The organism is Mucilaginibacter rubeus, from assembly GCF_014643835.1.
GTDB lineage: Bacteria > Bacteroidota > Bacteroidia > Sphingobacteriales > Sphingobacteriaceae > Mucilaginibacter > Mucilaginibacter rubeus.
Genome location: NZ_BMKD01000012.1, coordinates 1 through 22,407 on the forward strand (window position 1 = coordinate 1; position 22,407 = coordinate 22,407).

Genomic DNA, 22,407 nt, shown 5'->3' on the forward strand with positions numbered 1-22,407 from the left:
GTAGGAGACTACTACGTTGATAGGTTACAGGTATAAAGGTGGTGACATCATAGCCGAGTAATACTAATTGCCCGAAGCTTTCTTCAAAGCAGAGATTAGAGGTTAGAGATTAAGAGATTAGTCGCTGCCTCTAATCCGAGACAAACAGATAATGAACAACAAAGCTGTTGTTTTCTCTTACATTCAATCACTTCTTTCAATAATATGTCATTTATGAGGCTGAAAGGCCAAAGGATAAAGGCGAAAGGTAAGAAACCTTTAACCTTTTACCTTTAAGCTTTCACCTTAATAAAAAGAAATTCAGGTGCCTATATCGGCGGTGTCTACCTCTTCCCATTCCGAACAGAGAAGTCAAGCCCGCCAGAGCCGATGGTACTGCGGTAAAACGTGGGAGAGTAGGTCGGTGCCACCCTTTATCACTTTCAATAGTGCTACATCGCAAAAGCCTTAGCTAATTACTAAGGCTTTTTGCGTTTACAAGCTTTTTCATAATTCTGCCTCAATCCCGCCAATCAACTATTTACGGATCAAGCAGAAAAATTATGGGGGAATTAAAAAAGTATTTACCCGGTGGCCCGGCGAAGGCATCGTCACCGGTAAAAAAACTGTCCCATTTTATAAGGCTGAACACTTGTTAAATTTCGCGCAATAATGATATTTATAAGCAGATTGTTACGAACGGGCCAAAACCTCCTTTCGGTCGACATGAACAGATTGCTATTGGTAATCAGTAAGTTATAAAACATCATTCCATTAGTAGAACACCCTGTTTTTAACATTGGAACACTGACAATATAGTATCACCACTTTGATTAAAAGGCGTGGTAATTGTATCACCTTTAAGATATACTCAATATTCGGGGCTTATAGTAGCTAACTGATAATTCGACAATAAAAAAATTACTCCAATTAAAAAAAGTAAGTTATATTCACGGTGTCAAATTAAGTGTTAATCTCACACTCAGTATAAACCAAATCAGTGATAATCATGATGTTTAAACAGGTATTTCATAAAGGCGCAAAAGTTAGGCAATCGATTGCGTGGTTCATTTTTCTTTTGGTTGGCTTGTCCGCCATGCCGGCTATGGCAGTTATTAAATCTTTCAAAAAATCGGCTGATGGCGTTACTTTCACGCTCGACAAAGGTTTGATGAAAGTGCTTATCCGCAGGGACGATATCATCGAAATAAAATATACCATCTTTGATGCTTTTGAGACCAAGCCATCATTGGTTGTGAATAATAAATGGGTTCAGCATTCAGCGTACCAGGTTACTGATGGGAAAACCGAGGTGGTTATTACTACGGCAAAGCTGAAAGTAAAGATCAATAAGGCCACCAATGCCATCACCTATACCGATTTGAAGGGTAACGTGATCACTGCCGAGGACAGCGACAATAAATCCATTACTCCGGCAACCATTGCGGGGATCAGCACTTATAACGTTACTACACAGTTTGCATCGCCGAAGGATGAGGCCTTGTTTGGTTTAGGCTGCCATCCCTTAGATTCTATGTCGATCAATTACAAAGGCCGTAACCAGGACCTGGCTATTAAATATCTTACAGGTGCTATCCCGGTGCTGTTATCAACAAAAGGCTATGGCTTAATGTGGGATAACTATTCGGCCAGTAATTTTTATGGTGCCGAAGCGGACAACACTAAATTTAAATATGTATCCGAAAGCGGTAAGCAGGTTGATTATTTCTTTTTTTACGGGCCGGGCTTTGACCATATCATCGATCTTTATCGTACCGCTACCGGCAAAGCGCCGATGTTTGGTAAATGGGCTTATGGCTTGTTTCAATCGCAAGACAGGTACCTGAGCGAGGACGAGATCCTTACTGTAAAGGATAATTACCGCAATAATCACATCCCTGTTGACGTGATTGTGCAGGATTGGTACTATTGGGACCCATTGCCGATAGGTTCACATGTAATGAAACCGGAACGTTACCCGCATCCGCAAAAATTGATTGATGCTTTGCACGCGGCCAATATCCACGCCATGATCTCTATTTGGCCGGTGTTTGGTAAAGGCACCCCTAATTATGATGCGCTGAACAAAATGGGAGGTTTAACCGATATCACCTGGGATAACGTGGTTACCCATACTTTTGATACTTATTACGATGCCCATAACCCTAAAGCCCGTGAGCTTTACTGGGACCAGGCCCGCGACAGCCTCATTAAACGTTACGGCTGGGATGCCTGGTGGATTGATCAATGCGAGCCGGATAATGGGGCGTTGCTTGACGCCCGCCGTCAAAGTAATTTTGCCATTGGCAAAGGCATCGACTATTTTAACACTTATTCATTACAGCATACTAAAGGCGTATACGAAGGCTGGCGCAGGGATATTCCGGGTAAGCGTGCTTTCTTTTTGGTAAGGCAGTCCTTTGCCGGCGAGCAGCGCAACGCGTCTACATTATGGTCGAGCGATATTGAATGTACTTTTCATGATTTTAAAGACCAGGTACCACAAGGTATTAATGCCTGTACCTCTGGCATCCCTTACTGGACGTCAGACATCGGCGGTTATCACTATCACTGGAAACCTGCCGATTGGTCGCAGCCGGATAAGCGCGAGTTATTTATCCGCTGGTTCCAGTTCGGTACGTTTTGCCCTATTTTCCGCATCCACGGTAAAGGTGAGCGCGCTATCTTCAGCAAAAACTGGGATGAAAATACAAGATCGATCCTGCTTAACTTTGATAAACTCCGTTACCGTTTGATGCCATACATTTACTCACTGGCAGGCCGTGTAACTAACGATAACTATACCATTATGCGTTCGCTAGCATTTGATTACCGCGGCGACAGCAAGGTTTACGGCATTCCTGACCAGTATATGTTTGGGCCGGCCTTTATGGTTAACCCGGTAACCGAGCAACTATATACTTCAAGTGATGCAGATAAAAAAGCCAAGGCCCGCCAGGTTTACCTGCCTGCCGCCAGCAAATGGTATAACTTCTGGACAGGCGAACTGCTTGACGGCGGCCAAACCATCAGCGCCGCGGCACCTATCGGGATTTTGCCATTATATGTAAAAGCAGGCTCAATTATACCAATGGGCCCGGATGTTGAATATGCTACCGAAAAACCAAACAGCAATATCGAGCTTCGGATTTACCCCGGCGCTAATGCCTCATTTAAGTTTTATGAGGATGAAAACGATAACTACAATTACGAAAAAGGACAGTCAGCTACGTTTACATTAAGCTGGAACGATAAAACACGTAAACTTAGCATATCCGATACTAAAGGTCATTTTCCGGGCCAGCTGAAAAGCCGCACGTTTAATATTGTGATGGTTAAAGGCGCTCATGGCTCGGATGTAGCTTTAACTGCCAAGGCTGATAAGGTTGTTAAATATGCAGGTAAAGCGATGGTAGTAGCGCTATAGCGCGTCATTGGGTCATTAAGTCATTGATCGAGTTAGCCTCACCCAAACCCTCTCCAAAGGAGAGGACTTTAAAAAATGCCGCTTTTTAAGTCTCCCTTTTTTGGGGAGACTTAAAGGGGCTAACGCGTTATCTATCCATGACATAATAAAAGAAGAGGTGTCATGCTGAGGTTCTCGAAGCATGTTGGGCAGGCCTCTGCGCGCGAGTCTTCGACGGGCTCAGACTGACAGGCCCCTTTTGTCATTTCTCCTTCAGAGGTAACCGGATTTAAATACTCACATTGAGATGTTTTTTATTATCCTTTCTTCACCACTTTCTTTCCCTTATTCGCTTTCATTTTTAAATTCAGCATCTCTACCAAAACAGAGAACGCCATGGCGAAATAGATGTAGCCTTTAGGGATATGCTGTTCGAAAGCTTCGGCCAAAAGCGAAACGCCAATCAGCAGCAGGAATGACAGGGCCAGCATTTTTACAGTAGGGTGCTTATTTACAAATGAGGCTACCCCGTTTGATGCCCACATCATAATGCCTACGGCTATAACAACGGCTAAGATCATGATCTCCACGTGGCTGGCCATTCCTACGGCGGTGATCACCGAATCGAGCGAGAAGACGATGTCCAGCAGCATGATCTGGATGATTGTGCCCCAGAACGAATGCTTTTTTACTGCGCCTTCGTTTTCTTCTTCACCTTCAATTTTATGGTGGATCTCGGCAGTACTTTTATAGATCAGGAACAGGCCGCCAATGATCAGGATCAGGTCGCGGCCGGAGATAGCCAATTTTTCAACCCATTCCGGGCTGGTAATACTCAAAACCGAACTTAGGTTAAACAAGGGGGCGGTAAGCGTCATTACCCAGCTAATGGATAATAGCAGCAGGATACGGGTGATCATGGCCATGCCCAAGCCAATCCGCCTGCCCTTGCTTTGCTGGGCGGCAGGCAATTTATCAGACAGGATGGAGATAAATATCACGTTGTCGATCCCTAAAACGATCTCCAAAAGCGTAAGTGTGATCAGGGAGATCCAGGACTCGGCCTGGGCAAACATTTCAAAACTCATAGGTAGCAGGTATTTGTTTCTCCCCAAAAATAACAAAACCCCTGCCGTTACTGGCAGGGGCTGGTAAAAATCTGATTTTATCCCTTATTCAACGGTAACCGACTTGGCCAGGTTACGGGGCTGATCAACGTTACAGCCGCGCATTACAGCTATGTGATAAGCCAGTAACTGCAGCGGGATGGTTGCAACTAACGGTACAAACGCCTCATTGGTTTGCGGAATTTCTATCACATAATCGGCCATGCCTTTTACTTCGGTATCGCCTTCGGATACAATAGCAATTACGTGGCCTTTGCGGGCTTTTACTTCCTGTATGTTACTGATCACCTTTTCGTACGATGAATGTTTAGTGGCGATGAATACTACAGGCATTTCGTCGTCAATTAAAGCGATAGGGCCATGTTTCATCTCGGCGGCGGGATAACCTTCGGCATGGATGTAGGAGATCTCCTTGAGCTTTAAAGCGCCTTCCAGGGCTACAGGGAATGAACTGCCCCTGCCCAGGAACAGGCAATTGGTCGAATCTTTAAACCGGGCCGCGATTTGCCGGATATGTTCGTTTGATTTCAGCGCCTCCTGTACCAGGTTCGGGATCTCGTTTAAGCCGGTTAAATATTCAACCATTTTGCTTTGGGTGATTTTACCCCGCTGCTGGGCTATATAAAAAGCTATTAGTGTTAATACGCTTACCTGGGCGGTGAAGGCTTTGGTGGATGCTACGCCAATTTCGGGCCCGGCATGGGTATAAACGCCCGCATGCGTTAAACGCGGAATAGATGCGCCGACCACATTGCAAATGCCGAAAATGGTAGCGCCTTTTTCCTTAGCCAGTTCAATGGCGGCCATGGTATCTGCTGTCTCTCCCGATTGGGAAATAGCTATCACCAGGTCTTTTTCGGTAATGATTGGGTTGCGGTACCTGAACTCGGAGGCATATTCAACTTCTACCGGCACACGCGCGTATTCCTCAATCAGGTATTCGCCTACCAACCCGGCATGCCAGGAGGTACCGCAGGCTACGATAATGATCCTGTCAACATTTTTAAGCTTCTCGGTGTATTCCTTAATGCCGCCCAGCTGGACTTTGCCCTGCTGAGGGTAAATACGGCCGCGCAGGCAGTCGCGGATGGAACGGGGCTGCTCATAGATCTCTTTCATCATGAAATGGTCGTAGCCGCCTTTCTCCAGCATTTCCAGCTTTAAGTCCAGTTCCTGGATATAGGGGGTTTGTACCGAATTGTCGATGTTTTTTACCAGCAGGTTTTCACGGTGTACATAGGCAATTTCGTTATCATTCAGGTAGATCACATTTTTAGTGTACTCCACAATAGGTGTAGCGTCCGAAGCTATGAAGTATTCGCCTTTGCCTACGCCAATTACCATCGGGCTGCCTTTACGGGCTGCAATAAGCAGATCGGGCTCATCGGCACTCATAATAACGATGGCATATGCGCCTATTACTTTGTTTAATGCCACGCGCACGGCGTCTTTCAAATCAAGGCCGGTTGCTTTTTGGATATCCTCAATAAGGTGTATTAAAACCTCGGTATCCGTATCGCTTTTAAAAACATGGCCTTTTGCCACAAGGGTTTCCTTGATCACGCCATAGTTTTCAATAATACCGTTGTGGATAATAGTAAGCCTCCTGTCGCCCGATGAATGGGGGTGCGAGTTACGGTCGCTCGGTTCGCCGTGGGTGGCCCAGCGGGTATGGCCCATTCCAATTGTCCCCTTCAGGTCAATCCCCTTCACAAAATTTTCAAGGTCCTCAACCTTGCCGGCCTTTTTATAAACTTTAAGGTCATGATCAAGCAGGGCAACACCGGCACTGTCATAGCCCCGGTATTCGAGCCTGTGAAGCCCTTTTATAACGATGGGATAAGCATCCCTGAATCCTATATAACCAACAATTCCGCACATAAAATAATCAAGTATAAATGTTAAACGCCGCAAAATAAACAGCTATATAACACATATCTGCAATAATTATTTTGATTTTTTTCGAAAATGAGGAAGTTTTAAAATACTTAAAAAAGTATTTTAAAAAGTGTATTTGCCTTAAACAAAAAAATCCCCTAAGCGGGGATTCTTTTGTTTATTGAGAGATATCTTACTTGCGAACCTTGGTATAAATGATGTTCATGCGGATGCTGTAACCCGGGGTTGACTTATCACTCCCTACTATCACCGTACGGGCTGCCGTTTGTGTTGACGGTGCCACGTCAATACCAGTTGTGGTGTTAATAAGTGTAGTATCAACCGGGGCAATGTAGGTACCGTAATCAACTGTTTTTTTACGGATCAGGTCCTGAACAAAAGCCGTAACCAGGAAGTGGTATTCTTTTTTGGTACGGTCATACCTGCCGCCAAATAAACTTGTTTGCGAACGCGGGTCACTTGCCGAGGCATCCTGTATCAGTGCCCGTTGTTTGGCTATATCCAGCTTGTACATGGTAAGCTTAGGTAAAGGCGCATAAGGTACACCTGAACCGGCACGTGGTGTTATTACAATTTCGGCACGGTTTAATACTATCGATGAGTCAACAAGCTTGTCGAGGCCCGGGAAACTAAGCTTAGCCCTTAAGCCTGCAAGCCCCTGGAGGTAAACCGTATTTTGCGATGTTGTTGTATTATTTAGTGCTGCCTGGATAGTAGTACTGTAGGTATGCGTAATTTCGGCAGCACGGTTAAAGAACGGCAGGGTTACCGATGCAGTATCAATAGTACTGCTTGTAGTACTGGTAGCAGCAGTAACAACTTTATAAAATACATCAATTTGCGATGAGGCCAGATTAAGCTGGATAATACCGCCGGCATCACTGGCCTGTGCCTTATCTAACGAAAGGTAAAGACCTTTTACAGTACTTTGAAAGGTTGTTGGTGATGCAAGTACAGCACCGCTTGCATTAAACAGGTTGTTATAGATAAAGGCTTTACTAAGCGGCACACGTAACTGAGGTGCTACGCGCTGAACGGTATCTAATGTATCGGTACGGATGCGGGCTATGGTGATACTATCGTGCGTACGGGCTGTGAAGGTCTTAGAGCCAAGCAAAGTGCCCAGATCGGCATCCCAGTGGTTATTACTGTAGTAGGTTTTGCTTTCTACCTTTTGTTGAAGCTGATACACGTTTATTTTATAGCGTGAAGCCAGCGAATCGCCATAAAAACCGTCAGAATATCTAAGCACAAGTACAGCCGAGTCAATTGTCAGAGTGCCTGCAGGAACAGTGTAAGCGGCGCCGTTAGGCAGGTTAACACCTAAAGCAACAATACTTTTTGTTGTGCCGAATACAGGATCGGTAAAGTTGGCAAGTGGTGTCCGGGTTTGACCCGAGGTAGCCACAGTATCATCCACAACAGTGTTAATAACGATGTTAGTATCAACTATCAGGTTGCCATTGATCTCGTTTTGATCATTGACGCCCAAACCAATACCATCCTGGCGTTTACAACTGTTCAAAATAAAAAGACTTATTAACAGGGTCAATAAGTCTAATCGGAAAAATTTCATATATAATATTAAGTCTTATGCAACATCCACCAATTCGTCGTTGGTAATTTCGTCGTAAAAATTGTAATAATTTTCGAAATCTGCGGTAGAATCAAATTCTAAAACCGATTTATTGCTGTTTTTAACATTATTTAACACATCTGCATCAATATCAGGGCTGCCCAAAACAATACCGTCTGAGTAGTGGATTGCACCGGCATACAAGGCCGAATTGGTGCCGCCTTTGTACGGCTCCACATGCTGCTCGTTCATATTGCTCATGATGGCTTTTGTAGCAAAATCATTGTGCAATTGCTCTTTAAAATCATTTTCATAAATAGAGTAAATGATTTTTGAGTGCTTAAATGTAGGATCGTCTTTGTAGGTTGTTTTCAGATAAGCAGGCACAAGCGCGCTCATCCAGCCGTGGCAATGGATCACATCCGGTGCCCAGCCTAATTTCTTAACAGTTTCCAATGCACCTTTGCAAAAGAAAATCATACGCTCGTCATTGTCGGCATAAAACTTACCGTCTTTGTCTGCAAATACATGCTTACGCTGAAAATATTCTTCATTATCCAAAAAATACACCTGCATACGCGCCGCCGGGATAGATGCTACTTTGATGATCAGCGGGTTATCATTATCGTCGATAATAATATTCATACCCGACAACCTGATCACTTCATGAAGCCTGTTCCTGCGCTCATTGATATTGCCGAAACGCGGCATAAGGATACGGATCTCGTAACCTTTCTCCTGCATGGCCTGCGGAAGTTGGCGTGTTATTTCAGCAATTTTTGTGAGTTCAAGGAAAGGGGACATTTCATGAGTTATAAACAAAAGCTTAGATTTACCCATCACTAAATCAGTATTTAAAATGTAAAGAAGTCAAAAAATTTGAGTTTGCAAATATAACTATTATTATATAAACTGCCAACGAATTATGCAAGTAACTTTTGGTTATTTTTAATCAATTGTACACCTTTGCCAAATTTTGTAACACCTATTACGTTGAAAATATTCAGCACTAAAAATGAGATAACCGATTATTTTAACCGTAAGCCGGTAAAAGTAATTGGCTTTGTACCAACCATGGGCGCATTGCATAAAGGGCACCTGGGTTTAATTGAACTGGCAAAGCAGCAAAGCACGCAGGTTGTTTGCAGCATTTTTGTAAACCCCACCCAGTTTAACGACCCTAAGGACCTTGAAAAATACCCCCGCCCTATTACTGACGATATCCGCCGCCTTGAGGAAGTTAACTGCGATATTTTGTTTAATCCGCAGGTTACCGAGATGTATGCTGATAATGAAAAATGGCATTTTGACATGGGCGATCTGGAATACCTGCTGGAAGGAAAATTCAGGCCCGGGCATTATCAGGGAGTTACTCAGGTAGTAAATAAGCTGTTCAATATTGTGAAGCCAGATATCGCTTTTTTTGGGCAGAAGGATTATCAGCAGTTTATGGTGATTAGTAAAATGGTTGAGGTGCTGGAGATGCCCGTTAAGCTGGTGATGTGCCCGATTGAGCGTGAGCCCGATGGCCTGGCCATGAGCTCAAGGAATATCCACCTGACCCCGTATGACAGGGAACACTCGCTCATTCTCTCCAAAGCACTTAACTGGGTTAAGGAAAACTTCGATATCAACAAAATTGACACCCTGCAGCAGCAGGCAGCCCAAATGATCAGCAACGAACCCGGCGTTGAGCTGGAGTATTTTGAAATAGTCGATGGCAAAACACTGCATCATGCCACCCCTGCATCCGAAACTATTGTTGCCCTTGTTGCAGCACGTGTAGGTAAAACAAGATTGATTGATAATGTGTTGATTGGGTAGCGTGTGGTTCATAGATCATGGTTCATGGTTTTTAGCAAAATTGCTGGTAGTGGGTTGGTTTAGAATAACCATAAACTATTTACAATCAGCTAACAATTACTATGAACTATCAACTATGAACCATGAACTAAATATTCCTAACTTTGCGCCATGATAATTGAAATATTAAAGTCCAAAATTCACCGGGTTAAGGTAACGCAGGCCGAGTTGAACTATGTGGGCAGTATCACTATTGATGAAGACCTGATTGAGGCTGCAAATATCATCCCCAATGAAAAGGTTCAGATAGTGAACAATAATAACGGCGCACGCTTTGAAACTTACGTCATCAAAGGCGAACGCGGAACAGGCACCGTATGCCTTAACGGCGCTACCGCCCGCCTGGCACAGGTTGGCGACATTGTGATCATTATGTCATACGCCTACATGGAGGTTGAAGAAGCCCGGAATTATGAGCCAATTTTGATATTTCCCGATTCAGATAATAAATTGATTAAGTAAATTAGCGGCGCCTAAGCCGCAATTTATGAAACCGCTTTTTACAATCGCCCTTTTTCTTCTTATTGCAACCGGGGCCTCTGCCCAGCGCCAAAACGTTTACTTTATAAAAAATAACGGTAAGTATGTTGGTATACGTGATAGTGCCGACTATATCCGTGTGGTGCGTGAGCCAGACTCGGCTTCAACGTTATATAATGTTTTTGAATTTTATCCCAGCGGCTCTCAAAAACTCATCGGAAAATCTGTAAAGATCGATCCGCCGCAATTTGAAGGGCAATGTGTTACCTACTATGCTAATGGCAAAAGGCAATCGGTTATTAGCTATAAAAACGGGGTAAAGGCAGGTGAGGATATGGAATTTTATCCCAATGGCAGGTTATACGCACAGTTTTCGTATCCCGAAGGTAATAAAGACCGTACAGCCGACAGGTCTGGCAATTACCTCATCATAGCCAATAAAGATTCATTGGGAAACGACCAGGTTTCTGAGGGTAATGGCTACTTTAAAGGTTACGATAACAAATTTGGTTATGTTGAAGAAGAAGGCCCTGTAAAAGGCAGTAAACGCGATGGACAGTGGAAAGGTGATTTTCAAGACTTCAAAACTACTTTTACCGAAATTTATGATAACGGGGTGTTAATATCAGGCACAGCTACAACTAAAGAGGGAAAAGTTAATACTTACCTGAAATCTCGTGGGTTGCCTCCGCAATTTAAAGGCGGACTTGAGCGGTTCGGCAGGTTTTTATCAAATAATATCAAATATCCCGATGATGCCCTGCGTAAGGGTATTGAAGGTACTGTGGTGCTTTCTTTCGTTGTGGAAAAGGATGGAACATTAACAGATATTAAAGTGAGTAAATCTGTTGCTCCCATTATTGATGATGAAGCTGTGCGGGTGCTCAATAACTCGCCAAAATGGGTTCCGGGAACACAATTTGGCGTTCCGGTTAAAGTTAGATACAGCGTTCCGGTTTCTTTTGCGATAGGCAGGTAAGCTTAATTAGCCGGGTACGATCCAATTCCCAACGATACTTTCAGGCTCGCATCAGTTGCCGTAGCTTTACGCAGGCGATAAACCATCCGGATGCGTACGCTTGGCTGCCGCACCAGTTCGTCTAAAAAGTGTGAGTTGTCAATGTCAAGTACTATGCTGTTGCCGGCGTTGGGTTGGATATCTTTACGTATAGCCACCATCACCTCTTCACTGCCATCATTTTTAGCCATGTATACCCTTAATGACGCTATATTGCCAATGTTATAATCTGATGGGTCGCTCGACTGCAGTTTGGCTGATATGATGCGTACCTCGCTTATCCTGCTGGCATTGTTGCCATCTTTAGTAAAATCCTGGTCAAAGCTGTTACCCGTGCTTATTGCGGTTTCAGGTTTATCAACTTTGGCCGACGCCGGGATAACCATAGTAGCGGTATACGGGAATGTTGATTTAACAACTGATTGCAGCATAGCACAGCTGCCCCAAAATAAAATAGCCGCAAGCAACGGAAAAACAGACTTCTTTATCATAGTCCTTAAATATAACGTATTTGCGCCCTGGCGCAATTACAGGTTCAATTGGAAATTACAGGCCGGGCTGTAAGTAAATATAGTGAGATTTTACGGAAATAGTAAGCCTATTGTTTTAAGAAAATGTGCTCCGAAACTTAAAAAAGGCCCGGTGTTATGGCGACAATATTAAATCTGAAAAAAAACATGAATGGTGTTTGTTAAAACTCTATCTTTGCACCCCGACGCTGAAGTCGGGATTTCTTGGCTTTCAGCGCATAGGAAAAACCGTTTAAAGGCTTAACAGCCTTTGACTTTTGACTTAGAACTTTTGACTTAAAAAAAGCCCTATGCCCAAAGACACCTCCATCAAATCCGTTCTGATCATTGGCTCCGGCCCAATCATTATCGGCCAGGCTTGCGAATTTGATTATTCCGGCTCACAAGCCGCTCTCTCGTTAAAAGAAGAAGGCATCTCCGTTTCTATTATTAACAGCAATCCGGCAACTATCATGACGGATAAAGTTATCAGCGATCATGTTTACCTTCTGCCGCTCACCTGCGAAAGCATTGAGAAAATTTTAACCGAACAGCAGATAGACGCTGTGCTGCCTACCATGGGCGGTCAAACCGCGTTGAACCTTTGTATCGAAGCGTCTGAACGCGGCATATGGGAAAAATATGGCGTTAAAGTTATCGGTGTAGATATTGCCGCCATTGAAAAAACCGAAAACCGCGAGGCTTTCCGCCAGCTGATGGTTGACATCGGCGTAGGGGTTGCCAAATCAAAGATCGCCAACTCTTTCCTTGAAGGTAAAGAAGGCGCGCAGGAAATTGGCTTCCCGCTGGTTATTCGCCCAAGCTATACACTGGGTGGTAAAGGCGCGGGTTTCGTTCACAAAAAAGAAGATTTCGACGCTGCCCTTAACCGTGGCTTACAGGCTTCACCAACCCACGAGGTATTGGTTGAACAGGCAGTATTAGGCTGGAAAGAGTACGAATTGGAGTTGCTGCGCGATAGCAACGATAACGTAATCATTATCTGCTCTATCGAGAACTTTGATCCGATGGGTATCCACACCGGCGACTCGATCACTGTAGCCCCGGCCATGACCCTGAGCGACCGCTGCTACCAGGAAATGCGTAACCAGGCTATCAAAATGATGCGCGCCATCGGTAACTTTGCCGGCGGTTGTAACGTGCAGTTTTCGGTAAACCCTGCAGATGAAGCGATCATCGCTATCGAGATCAACCCACGTGTGTCACGCTCTTCAGCCCTTGCATCAAAAGCTACCGGTTATCCAATTGCTAAAATTGCTGCCAAGCTGGCCATAGGTTATAATCTTGATGAAATTGAAAACCAGATCACCAAAACAACCTCGGCTTATTTTGAGCCTACTTTGGATTATGTGATCGTTAAAATACCTCGCTGGAACTTTGATAAATTCAAAGGCGCTAATAAAGAACTTGGCCTGCAGATGAAATCGGTAGGTGAGGTGATGGGCATTGGCCGCAGCTTTACAGAAGCCTTGCAGAAAGCCTGCCAAAGCCTGGAGATCGGTCGTGCCGGTTTAGGTGCCGATGGTCGTCAGAGCCGCAACCTCGAAGAGATCATGGCCAGTCTTGAGCATCCAAGCTGGGACAGGCTATTCCACATCTATGACGCCCTGAGCCTTGGTGTGCCAATCGAGTCGGTACGTAAAGTAACCAAGATCGACCGCTGGTTTCTGAACCAGATCCAGGAGCTGGTTAACCTGGAAACAGAGCTTCGCCGTTATTCATTGAACAACGTTCCCGAAGAATTCCTGTACACGCTAAAACAAAAAGGTTTCTCTGACGTGCAGATAGCCCACATTTTAGGCAACGTTACCGAGGAAGATGTGTACCAGCGCCGTAAGGCTTTAGGCATGCACCGCGTTTACAAAATGGTGGATACCTGCGCTGCCGAGTTTCCTGCTAAAACTCCATACTACTATTCAAGCTATGAAGGCGAAAACGAGTCGGTAGCATCTGACAGGAAAAAGATCATCGTATTAGGCTCAGGCCCTAACCGTATAGGCCAGGGTATCGAGTTCGACTACAGTTGTGTGCACGGTTTACTTGCTGCTAAAGAAGCAGGCTTTGAAGCCATCATGGTTAACTGTAACCCTGAAACAGTATCAACCGACTTTAACATGGCCGATAAGCTGTACTTTGAGCCGGTTTACTGGGAGCATGTACGCGAAATCATCGAGCTTGAAAAACCTTATGGGGTAATTGTTCAGCTGGGTGGCCAAACTGCGCTTAAAATGGCCGAGAAAATGCACGAGCACGGCATCCGGATCATCGGTACATCATTCAATGACATGGACATTGCGGAAGACCGCGGCCGTTTCTCCGACCTGCTGAAAGATCTTGACATCCCCTACCCTAAATACGGTGTAGCCGAAAGTGCGGAAGAAGCGCTTGAAGTTGCCCACAAGGTTGGTTACCCGGTACTTGTACGCCCAAGCTACGTATTAGGCGGGCAAGGTATGAGTATCGTGATCAATGACGAAGACCTGGAGAAAGCAGTGGTAAGCCTGCTGCGCAACCTGCCGGGCAACCGCGTGCTGATCGACCACTTCCTTGACCGTGCCGCCGAGGCCGAATCTGACTCGATCAGCGATGGTGAGGATGTACACATTGTTGGGATCATGGAACACATTGAGCCTGCGGGGATCCATTCCGGCGATTCATTCGCTGTATTGCCTCCGTTTGATCTATCGGACAATGTAATCCACCAGATAGAAGAATATACCAAAAAGATAGCTAAAGCGCTTAACGTACGCGGTTTGCTTAACATACAATTCGCGGTTAAGGATGATAAGGTATATGTGATTGAGGCCAACCCGCGTGCTTCACGTACCGTGCCTTTCATCGCCAAAGCTTATGATGTGCCATACATCAACATAGCCACAAAAGTTATGCTTGAGGCCAATAAGCTGAGCGACTTTACCATCGAACGCAAGCTTTGGGGTTATGCCATCAAAGAACCGGTGTTCTCGTTTGATAAGTTCCCTGAAGTTACCAAGGAGCTTGGACCTGAGATGAAATCAACAGGTGAGGCTATCCGCTTTATCCCTAACCTGCAGGACCCATACTTCAGACACCTGTACAAAGAGAAATCAATGTATTTGAGTAAATAATTAAAACATTAAATTGCAGCCTTTGTAGTTTAATTGCTAATAACGTGAACCTGCAACCCTAATTGCAGGTTCACTATTGTTGTATTTAGTTGCTATAGATTGAAAGTTAATACGGCTAATGGTCAGGAAATCAACCTGAAGAGTGTTGATCCTGAAGATATGGATGGTGTTTTAATGAAAATTGAAAAATCATTTAACATCAGTTTAAACGATACATCGGTAAACGATGTGCAAAACTTTGGTAAACTTTGCGACGTTGTTGTTGAAAAAGTAAAAAAAACAAATGATGGCTGTACCACACAGCAGGCGTTTTACAAACTCCGTAATGCCATCAATGCATCATCGGGGTATGATAAGGATATCATAAAGCCCCAAACCAAACTCGCTGATCTTTTTCCGCGCGATAGCCGTATTGAGGCTGTGGCCGCTATTGAAGAAGAGATGGGTTTCCAGATCCGGTTGCTTCAGCCCAAGCAATGGATAGTTAACCTGTTTTCCATGATATTGGTGGTTAGCTTTGTTTTGGCCTTTTATTACCTGGCCATAGGTATTGCCGGTATGGTAATAGCCGGGATAGGTTTAAGGCTGGCCGGACGTTTTGGCAAAGAGATGCATGTAAAAACCATCGGCGACCTGGCCGAAAAAATTGCCCGTGAACATTATATGAAATGCAAACGCGAAGCATCTGCAGTAAACAAAAACGAGGTTTCTGAAAAATTAAGGCAGCTCATTGTAACAAACGGGTAGGTGTTTATCCCGCTTGAATAGCTTTATTTATCTACCATTAATCCTTTTACTTCAAAGCTGACCCTTCGGCCGGGGTTGGTATTTACCTTATGCTGTTTTTTGCCGCTAACCGTATCGCCGGCCATGTGCTGCAGGTCGTCGGCAATAAATAGTTTGGCTGCTATCCCCGAAATGATTACCGTACGGCCCGCCAATTGCCTGGGGAGGTTTATCCCTGCATTGGTAAAATGGGCTGTTATAACCCGGTTGTTACCCGCATCCATTTCAAACCAGCCACCTTTTTCTTTGGTTACTTTAATAACCCTGCCGCTAACGGCCGTAGTGATCCGCGTTTTTTTCCCCATAAAAGCTTCCAGTTTGGAGGCGGGCATTAAGGCTATTGTGTCGGGCTTTTCGCCAAATATCATTCCGTGGGGCAGTGGTACATGTTTTTGCGCAATAGCTGTATTGGCTATCAAAATGGATATGAACAGCGTTATGAGTTTCATAGTAAATTAATAACAGGTATACACCAAAAATGTTGCCGGATTTTGATGGTTTTGCCCCCGTGTGGAAGCAGTTGACCGGTTTTATTTGTGTTTGCAGGGCGGCGGAGCCTTTTGGTGAGTAATAAGTATGTTAATATTTGTTAAAATGTTACTTTAAAGTAATTTGCTACGTATTGATAAGTTAATTTTGCTTACTTACTACATATAACTTTTAAACTAACTCGTGAAAAAGAGCTTTACCAAAACAATTTTATTTGCCGCGTTTTTATTTGCCGTTGCTTTGGCCGGCACAAGCTGTGGTAAAAAAGGAAACGTTACACCCGTAACCGTGCCTGATTTAACCACAATGGATGTGGTTACTACCGAAAGTGGAACCATAGCCTATACAGGCGGTTTATTTAATGGATCAACCGATGTAAGCCTGAGCAGCTACGGTATTTGTTACAGCGCCACCAATCAAACTCCTACCACTGCCGATAAGAAAACCACCGATACGGTAATTCTGTACGCTTATACTACAAAACTTACCGGTTTAAGCCCTAAAACAACTTATTATGCACGCGCATATGCTGTAAACAGCGCGGGTACTGGCTACGGTAAAGTGGTACAGTTTACCACCGGCGATGGTACAACATCAACTGGTGGCACAGTTAGCACATTGGCCGGTAATACGGCCGCCGACTTTGTTGACGGTTTGGGCGGCGCCGCTCTTTTCAACAGCCCACAGGGGATAACCGTGGGTGCCGACGGCAATATTTATGTAGCCGATTCATTTAACAGTGCCATACGCAAAGTTACTGCAGCAGGAGATGTCGCTACACTTTCCGGCAACGGTAGCATTGGCTATGTTGACGGCCCTATAGCCACCGCACAGTTTTATGCTCCGCAAAGTTTGGTTACCGATGCAACAGGCAATATGTATGTAGCCGATTATGGCAATAATAATATCCGTAAAATTACCCCGGCAGGTGTGGTAAGCACTTTTGCAGGCAGCGGCGATGCCGGATATGCCGATGGTACGGGCACCAAAGCAACGTTTAACAGTCCGCGCGGGTTAGCAATTGATGGCTCCGGAAATATTTTTGTGGCCGATTTGGGTAATAACCTGATCCGCAAAATAACCCCGGCAGGTGTTGTTACCACATTTGCAGGCAGCAGGGGCGCAAGTTACCTGGATAATGCAACCGCAACCAGCGCTACTTTCAATAAGCCTAACGGCATAGCTATTGATGCCAATAATAATATATATGTAGCCGAAACGCTTAATCATGCCATTCGTAAAATAACCCCGGCGGGCGTTGTTGCTACTTTTGTTGGCGGTAATAAACGGACCGGAGTTGTTGGCAACCCGTCGGCCATTGCGTTTGATAAAAGCTGGAATCTCTTCATAGCCGATCAGAATGGCAGGATTCTGGAGATTACCAAGGATAAAGTATTAAAAGTAATTGCCGGTAACGGAACAAGCGGTTTTGCGGAAGGTGTTGGCACTGCAGGGATCTTTAACTCGCCGCAGGGTATTGCAGTTGATGCCGGCAACAATGTTTACGTAGCCGACTATTATAACAACCGTATCCGTAAGATTGTGCTGCAATAAGATTTAATTGTTTAGATATTTTTTCAGCGCCATGGCATTTTATGTTATGGCGCTGTTTTTTGAAGGGTTATTCAGGAAGTAACAAGCTTTATTTTTACCATAGGACAGTTTCGTCCTTACCATGACTTAAATTAAATTAAGGTAAGTTACCCATGATAACTTAAAAAAAGGGGTGTCATACTGAGTGTTTAAATCCGTTGAATTCTGAAGGAGCGATGACATCTCCTCCACGTCATTGCTGAGTTACGAAGCAATCTCTTATAGGCAGACAAGGTGCTTAGTGGTATTGAACTTGCATCGTCGCGCTCTTGGCCGCGCGGGGCCAGATACTTTTGTCTTGACACAAAAGTATCCAAAAAGTCAAGTCAGCAGATAGGCTTCTTTGCGCTCACCAACTCCACAGCCCCGCCGGCCTTTGCCCTGAAAAGTGGTCAGAACCACGGGCTGCAATTATTTTGCCCCGCTGCGCTCGCGCTTTCCCAATGCTTCTGCAAAAACTTACTATGCCCCTTCCTGCGCTCAAGGCCACCATTGTTCTGCCCGCTTTCATCCGAAGCTTACCTGCTGACGGGAACATTCTTTATTTATTATGTCATGGGTAGCCTGTCGAAGCATAGCGGGCTGGGCCTCTGTGCGCGACCCTTCGACGGGCTCAGACTGACAAGCCCTCTTTGTCATCTAACCTTCAGAGTCCATGGATTTAAACACTCGGCATGACGTGCAGTGTAGTTCATTCACCTTCATGTAAACTTCCCTACCCCCCCTAATTCTTTTTAAAATCATATGCACCCCGCTCTACAAAATCAGCCACTTTTACGCGTACTCCCGTAACCTCGCCGTTTTGTACCATGAACGGAAATACAGCTTTCCCCAGTGTAGGGTCAGAAAAAGTCACATAAAAGCGGTTACCGCCCAGTGGTTTTAGCAAGGCATACATTTTAGGGTGATGCTCAAAGCGCATTTCGAGGTTGTTGCCCTCGCCCTGGGTAACCTCCATGCTGCCATAAAAATCGTTGCTGTACTTGCCAATATATTTGTTTGGCAGCAACATTGGTTTGGGGTTTAACAGGACAGAATCCCTCAACTTTTTATCTTCGGCCTGTTCGGTTGCGATATTGGCTTTGTATTGTTTTAAATAACCCTCGCTGTAATTGCGGAAAGGTTGTTTGAAGTAAGCATCTAAAATATCCCAGCGCAAGGCCTCAAACAACTGGTTCTGATCGGTATTGGTTAATATGATGATGCCCAGGTTATCCTGAGGCGAAAGCGTTACTGACGACAAATAGCCGTTAACCCCGCCATCATGCATCACCAGCCTGTGGCCCGAGTAATCCTGGATAAACCAGCCTAAGCCATAAAGCTCAAAGTTATTTTCGCCGTTCATATGATGAACACTGCTCACAATATCCTGTGGCACACGTGTTGCCTGGATAGCTGCGGAAGGGATCACCTGGCGCTGCCCAACCTTACCGTCGTTCAGTAAAGCAAGTGCCCATTTGCTCATGTCATTTACCGATGAGCTGATAGATCCCGCAGGTGCGATCCCATCTATCTGGCAATAAGGGATTGGCGTAAGCCTGCCGTCGACAATAGTATGCGGCACAGTGCGGTTTAAAGATGTTGGCAAATCCTTACTTAGGGCCAAAGTATTGCCCATGCCCAGTGGTGCAAAAATGGCTTCCTTTAAGTAAGCTTCCCATGAGTGCCCGTTGGTAACCTTCGGAATGATCTCGCCGGCCGTTAAAAATGCCGCGTTGGTATATCCCCAGCGTGTACGGAACGGATAAGTAGCTTTAAGCTTGCCCAAACGCTGAATTACCTCCTGACGTGTAAGGTTGGTATTGTAAAAAGTAAAATCGCCCTGAAATGTCCGGAAGCCGAGGCGGTGGCAAAGGAGGTCGCGCACTATTACCTGGTCGCTTGCGTTTTTGTCTTCCAGCTTAAATTCAGGTATGTATTTGGTTACCTTGTCATCTAATGAAAGTTTTTTGTTTGCCTCCAGCATGGCAAGCGCTGTTGCCGTGAAAGCCTTGGTATTGCTGCCTATCATGAACAGGGTATTTTCATCAACTTTGTTCATGAGGCCAAGCTCTTTAATACCATAACCTTTCATTAGCACAACCTTGTTATCTTTCACAATACAAACAGCTATGCCTGGCACGCGCCAGTTGGTTAAGGCCTTGCTGATATAGAGGTCTAAACTGTCTTTAATGAACTTGCTCCTGTCGGCCCGCTGGGCGTTTACCGATGCGAAAAATAACATGCAGGCAGCGAGCAATAGAGGTATTTTTTTCATTACAGAGGGCTTTAGAGTTCTTTATTGTGCTAATTTAACGCAAAATTTACAGTGACGTTATTTAATAAATAAAAATAACGCCGCTCTATTAATTCAAACTAAATGTATATGAAATTTTACCGTTCGGGATTATTTTTCCTTACTGCGCTATTGTTAATCTTACTGCAAAATACGGCCCTGGCGCAACGGGCCGCCGTTAACTGGACAAAAGACGGCTATCAGTATTACCGCATAACCGGCGGGCAGATCATCATGATCGATGCCCGCGATACCTCCAAAAAAACTGTTTTTATCACCAAAGAAGAATTGACGCCTGCAGGCAAAGCGCCTATCAGTGTTAAAAGGTTTACGGTGAGCGATGATAACAAAAAAGTGCTCATCAACACCAATACCAAAAAAGTATGGCGTTATGATACCCGCGGCGATTACTGGGTTTATGATTCAAACACCAAAAAACTTTGGCAGTTGGGTAAAAACCTGCCGGCATCATCACTGATGTTCGCCAAATTTTCGCCCGATGGCAGTAAAGCTGCTTACGTAAGCGGGCATAACATTTACATGGAAGATTTGGCCGATGGCTCGGTAAAACAATTAACTACCGATGGTACCCAAACGCTTATCAACGGTACTTTTGACTGGGCTTATGAGGAAGAGTTTGGCTGCCGCGATGGTTTCCGCTGGTCGCCGGATAGCAAATCAATTGCGTACTGGCAATTAGACGCCAGCAAGATCAAAACCTATTTAATGCTGAACACTACCGATTCGGTTTATCCCTATGTTGTGCCGGTTGAGTACCCTGTTGCGGGCGAAGATCCAAGCTCATGTAAAGTGGGCGTTGTTAACACCGCTACCGGTACAACTACCTGGATCAATGTACCCGGCGATGCTGTGCAGCATTACATCCCTAATATGGAATGGGCCGATAACTCAAACGAAGTTATTCTTGAACAACTAAACCGTGCGCAAAATGAAAGCCGCGTGTTTATAGGCAACGTGTCAAACGGTACCACCCGCGTAATCCGCGAAGAACACAACGATTCATGGATTGACGTTAAAGCACGTGTAGCCGGCGGCGACCCGGTAGGCTGGGGCTGGATTGAAAAAGGTAAAAGTTTTTTATGGCTGAGCGAAAAGGACGGCTGGCGCCATTTGTATAAAATAACCCGCGAAGGCAAAGAAAGCCTGATCACCAAAGGTAACTATGATGTGATTGGCATCGACATGATCGACGAAGCTCTGGGTTATGTATACTTTATTGCTTCGCCGGATAATGCTACACAGAAATATCTTTACAAAATAAAATTAAGCGGCGGCACGGCCGAGCGTGTTTCGCCTGCTGATGAACCGGGCACGCATAGCTATGATATTTCGCCGAATGGCAAGGTTGCGCTGCATAATTTCAGCAACAGCTATACCCACCCGCAAAGCGAGGTGATCAGTTTGCCAGCTCACAAGCATATCGGCGGTACCGTAATAGCCACTGATAAAAACGCTAAAAATAAACCCGAGTTTTTCAAAGTAAAAACTGTTGATGGCATTGAAATGGACGGCTGGATGGTAAAGCCAACCAATTTCGACCCCAATAAAAAATACCCGGTACTGTTTACCGTTTATGGCGAACCGGCCGGACAAACCGTAACGGATACCTGGGGGACAGGCCGTAACAGGCTGTATGAAGGCAGTATGGCCGATGACGGGTATATTTACATGTCGGTTGAAGGTCGTGGCGCTCCAGCCCCTAAAGGCACAGCCTGGCGCAAGGCTATTTACAAGAACATAGGTATCATCAACATCCGCGATCAGGCTATGGCTGCCAAAGAGATCATGAAATGGCCATTTGTCGATTCAGCCCGTATAGCAGTGCACGGCTGGAGCGGCGGCGGTTCATCAACCCTTAACCTGATGTTCCAGTATGGAGATATTTATAAAACAGGTATAGCGGTAGCGGCGGTAGGCAACCAGCTTACTTATGATAACATTTACCAGGAGCGTTACATGGGCGTACCAACAGATGATGCCGGCCGTGCAGTGTTTATCAAAGGTTCGCCGGTTACTTATGCTAAGAATTTGAAAGGCAACCTGCTTTACATTCACGGTACGGGCGATGATAATGTGCATTACAAAAATGCCGAGCTGCTGATTGATGAACTGGTGAAATACAACAGGCAGTTTCAGCTAATGTCGTACCCTAACCGTACGCACTCGATATCGGAAGGCGAAGGTACAACACAGCATTTGCGCACGTTATTTACACAGTATCTGAAAGCTAAATGCCCTCCGGGAGGAAGATAACATAT

General features: G+C 45.0%; 15 protein-coding genes and 2 rRNA genes. 10 read left to right on the forward strand and 7 right to left on the reverse strand.

Features of this window, described 5'->3' with window-relative positions; translation table 11 throughout:
* The 3 genes from IEX80_RS26340 to IEX80_RS26350 form a co-directional block, all read left to right on the forward strand.
* Window positions 1-87, forward strand: a 23S ribosomal RNA gene (locus IEX80_RS26340); the annotation flags it as partial.
* A 213-nt stretch (window positions 88-300) separates the two neighbouring features.
* Window positions 301-412, forward strand: a 5S ribosomal RNA gene (gene rrf / locus IEX80_RS26345).
* Window positions 413-988: 576 nt separating this feature from the next.
* Entirely contained in the window at window positions 989-3,406 is a 2,418-nt protein-coding gene (locus tag IEX80_RS26350; protein WP_188834664.1) for a glycoside hydrolase family 31 protein, read from the forward strand.
* Between the two features lie 296 nt (window positions 3,407-3,702).
* Here the strand turns inward: IEX80_RS26350 and IEX80_RS26355 are convergent, their stop codons facing one another.
* From IEX80_RS26355 to IEX80_RS26370, 4 genes are all read right to left on the reverse strand, one after another.
* On the reverse strand, window positions 3,703-4,473 hold the full coding sequence (locus tag IEX80_RS26355) for a TerC family protein (protein ID WP_188834665.1): 771 nt from the start codon (window positions 4,471-4,473) through the stop codon (window positions 3,703-3,705).
* An 84-nt stretch (window positions 4,474-4,557) separates the two neighbouring features.
* A complete protein-coding gene (glmS, locus tag IEX80_RS26360) occupies window positions 4,558-6,393 on the reverse strand; it encodes a glutamine--fructose-6-phosphate transaminase (isomerizing) (RefSeq protein ID WP_188834666.1) in 1,836 nt (611 codons plus the stop codon).
* A gap of 190 nt (window positions 6,394-6,583) precedes the next feature.
* Window positions 6,584-7,936 (reverse strand): DUF4270 domain-containing protein, encoded by a 1,353-nt coding sequence (locus IEX80_RS26365; RefSeq protein WP_188834667.1) that lies wholly within the window; start codon window positions 7,934-7,936, stop codon window positions 6,584-6,586.
* A gap of 66 nt (window positions 7,937-8,002) precedes the next feature.
* Complete coding sequence (locus tag IEX80_RS26370; RefSeq protein WP_176628769.1) at window positions 8,003-8,827, reverse strand: glycogen/starch synthase; 825 nt, start codon at window positions 8,825-8,827, stop codon at window positions 8,003-8,005.
* Window positions 8,828-8,980: 153 nt separating this feature from the next.
* Between IEX80_RS26370 and panC the strand changes: the two genes are divergently transcribed.
* The 3 genes from panC to IEX80_RS26385 all read left to right on the forward strand — a co-directional run bounded on the left by panC (window position 8,981) and on the right by IEX80_RS26385 (window position 11,309).
* Window positions 8,981-9,811, forward strand: coding sequence for a pantoate--beta-alanine ligase (gene panC / locus IEX80_RS26375; RefSeq protein ID WP_188834668.1), 831 nt, complete (start codon window positions 8,981-8,983; stop codon window positions 9,809-9,811).
* A 150-nt stretch (window positions 9,812-9,961) separates the two neighbouring features.
* Window positions 9,962-10,312 carry an aspartate 1-decarboxylase gene (panD, locus tag IEX80_RS26380; protein ID WP_090534618.1) on the forward strand — a complete coding sequence of 117 codons (351 nt, stop codon included), beginning with the start codon at window positions 9,962-9,964 and terminating at the stop codon, window positions 10,310-10,312.
* Window positions 10,313-10,337: 25 nt separating this feature from the next.
* Window positions 10,338-11,309, forward strand: a complete 972-nt coding sequence (locus tag IEX80_RS26385) for an energy transducer TonB (RefSeq protein WP_188834669.1) — start codon at window positions 10,338-10,340, stop codon at window positions 11,307-11,309.
* A gap of 2 nt (window positions 11,310-11,311) precedes the next feature.
* On the opposite strand, the gene IEX80_RS26390 is transcribed toward IEX80_RS26385, so the two are convergent.
* Window positions 11,312-11,839 (reverse strand): hypothetical protein, encoded by a 528-nt coding sequence (locus IEX80_RS26390; RefSeq protein ID WP_188834670.1) that lies wholly within the window; start codon window positions 11,837-11,839, stop codon window positions 11,312-11,314.
* Between the two features lie 329 nt (window positions 11,840-12,168).
* Between IEX80_RS26390 and carB the strand changes: the two genes are divergently transcribed.
* Window positions 12,169-14,985, forward strand: a complete 2,817-nt coding sequence (carB, locus tag IEX80_RS26395) for a carbamoyl-phosphate synthase large subunit (protein WP_090534624.1) — start codon at window positions 12,169-12,171, stop codon at window positions 14,983-14,985.
* 99 nt (window positions 14,986-15,084) lie between these two features.
* Complete coding sequence (locus IEX80_RS26400) at window positions 15,085-15,732, forward strand: hypothetical protein (RefSeq protein WP_090534627.1); 648 nt, start codon at window positions 15,085-15,087, stop codon at window positions 15,730-15,732.
* Window positions 15,733-15,755: 23 nt separating this feature from the next.
* On the opposite strand, the gene IEX80_RS26405 is transcribed toward IEX80_RS26400, so the two are convergent.
* A complete protein-coding gene (locus IEX80_RS26405) occupies window positions 15,756-16,220 on the reverse strand; it encodes a DUF4920 domain-containing protein (RefSeq protein WP_188834671.1) in 465 nt (154 codons plus the stop codon).
* A 223-nt stretch (window positions 16,221-16,443) separates the two neighbouring features.
* Between IEX80_RS26405 and IEX80_RS26410 the strand changes: the two genes are divergently transcribed.
* Entirely contained in the window at window positions 16,444-17,814 is a 1,371-nt protein-coding gene (locus IEX80_RS26410) for an NHL repeat-containing protein (RefSeq protein WP_188834672.1), read from the forward strand.
* 763 nt (window positions 17,815-18,577) lie between these two features.
* Here IEX80_RS26410 and IEX80_RS26415 read toward each other — a convergent pair.
* Window positions 18,578-20,110 (reverse strand): serine hydrolase, encoded by a 1,533-nt coding sequence (locus tag IEX80_RS26415; RefSeq protein ID WP_188834673.1) that lies wholly within the window; start codon window positions 20,108-20,110, stop codon window positions 18,578-18,580.
* 108 nt (window positions 20,111-20,218) lie between these two features.
* Here IEX80_RS26415 and IEX80_RS26420 point away from each other — a divergent pair, with 108 nt between their 5' ends.
* Complete coding sequence (locus IEX80_RS26420) at window positions 20,219-22,402, forward strand: S9 family peptidase (RefSeq protein ID WP_373290440.1); 2,184 nt, start codon at window positions 20,219-20,221, stop codon at window positions 22,400-22,402.
* Window positions 22,403-22,407: the final 5 nt, after the last annotated feature.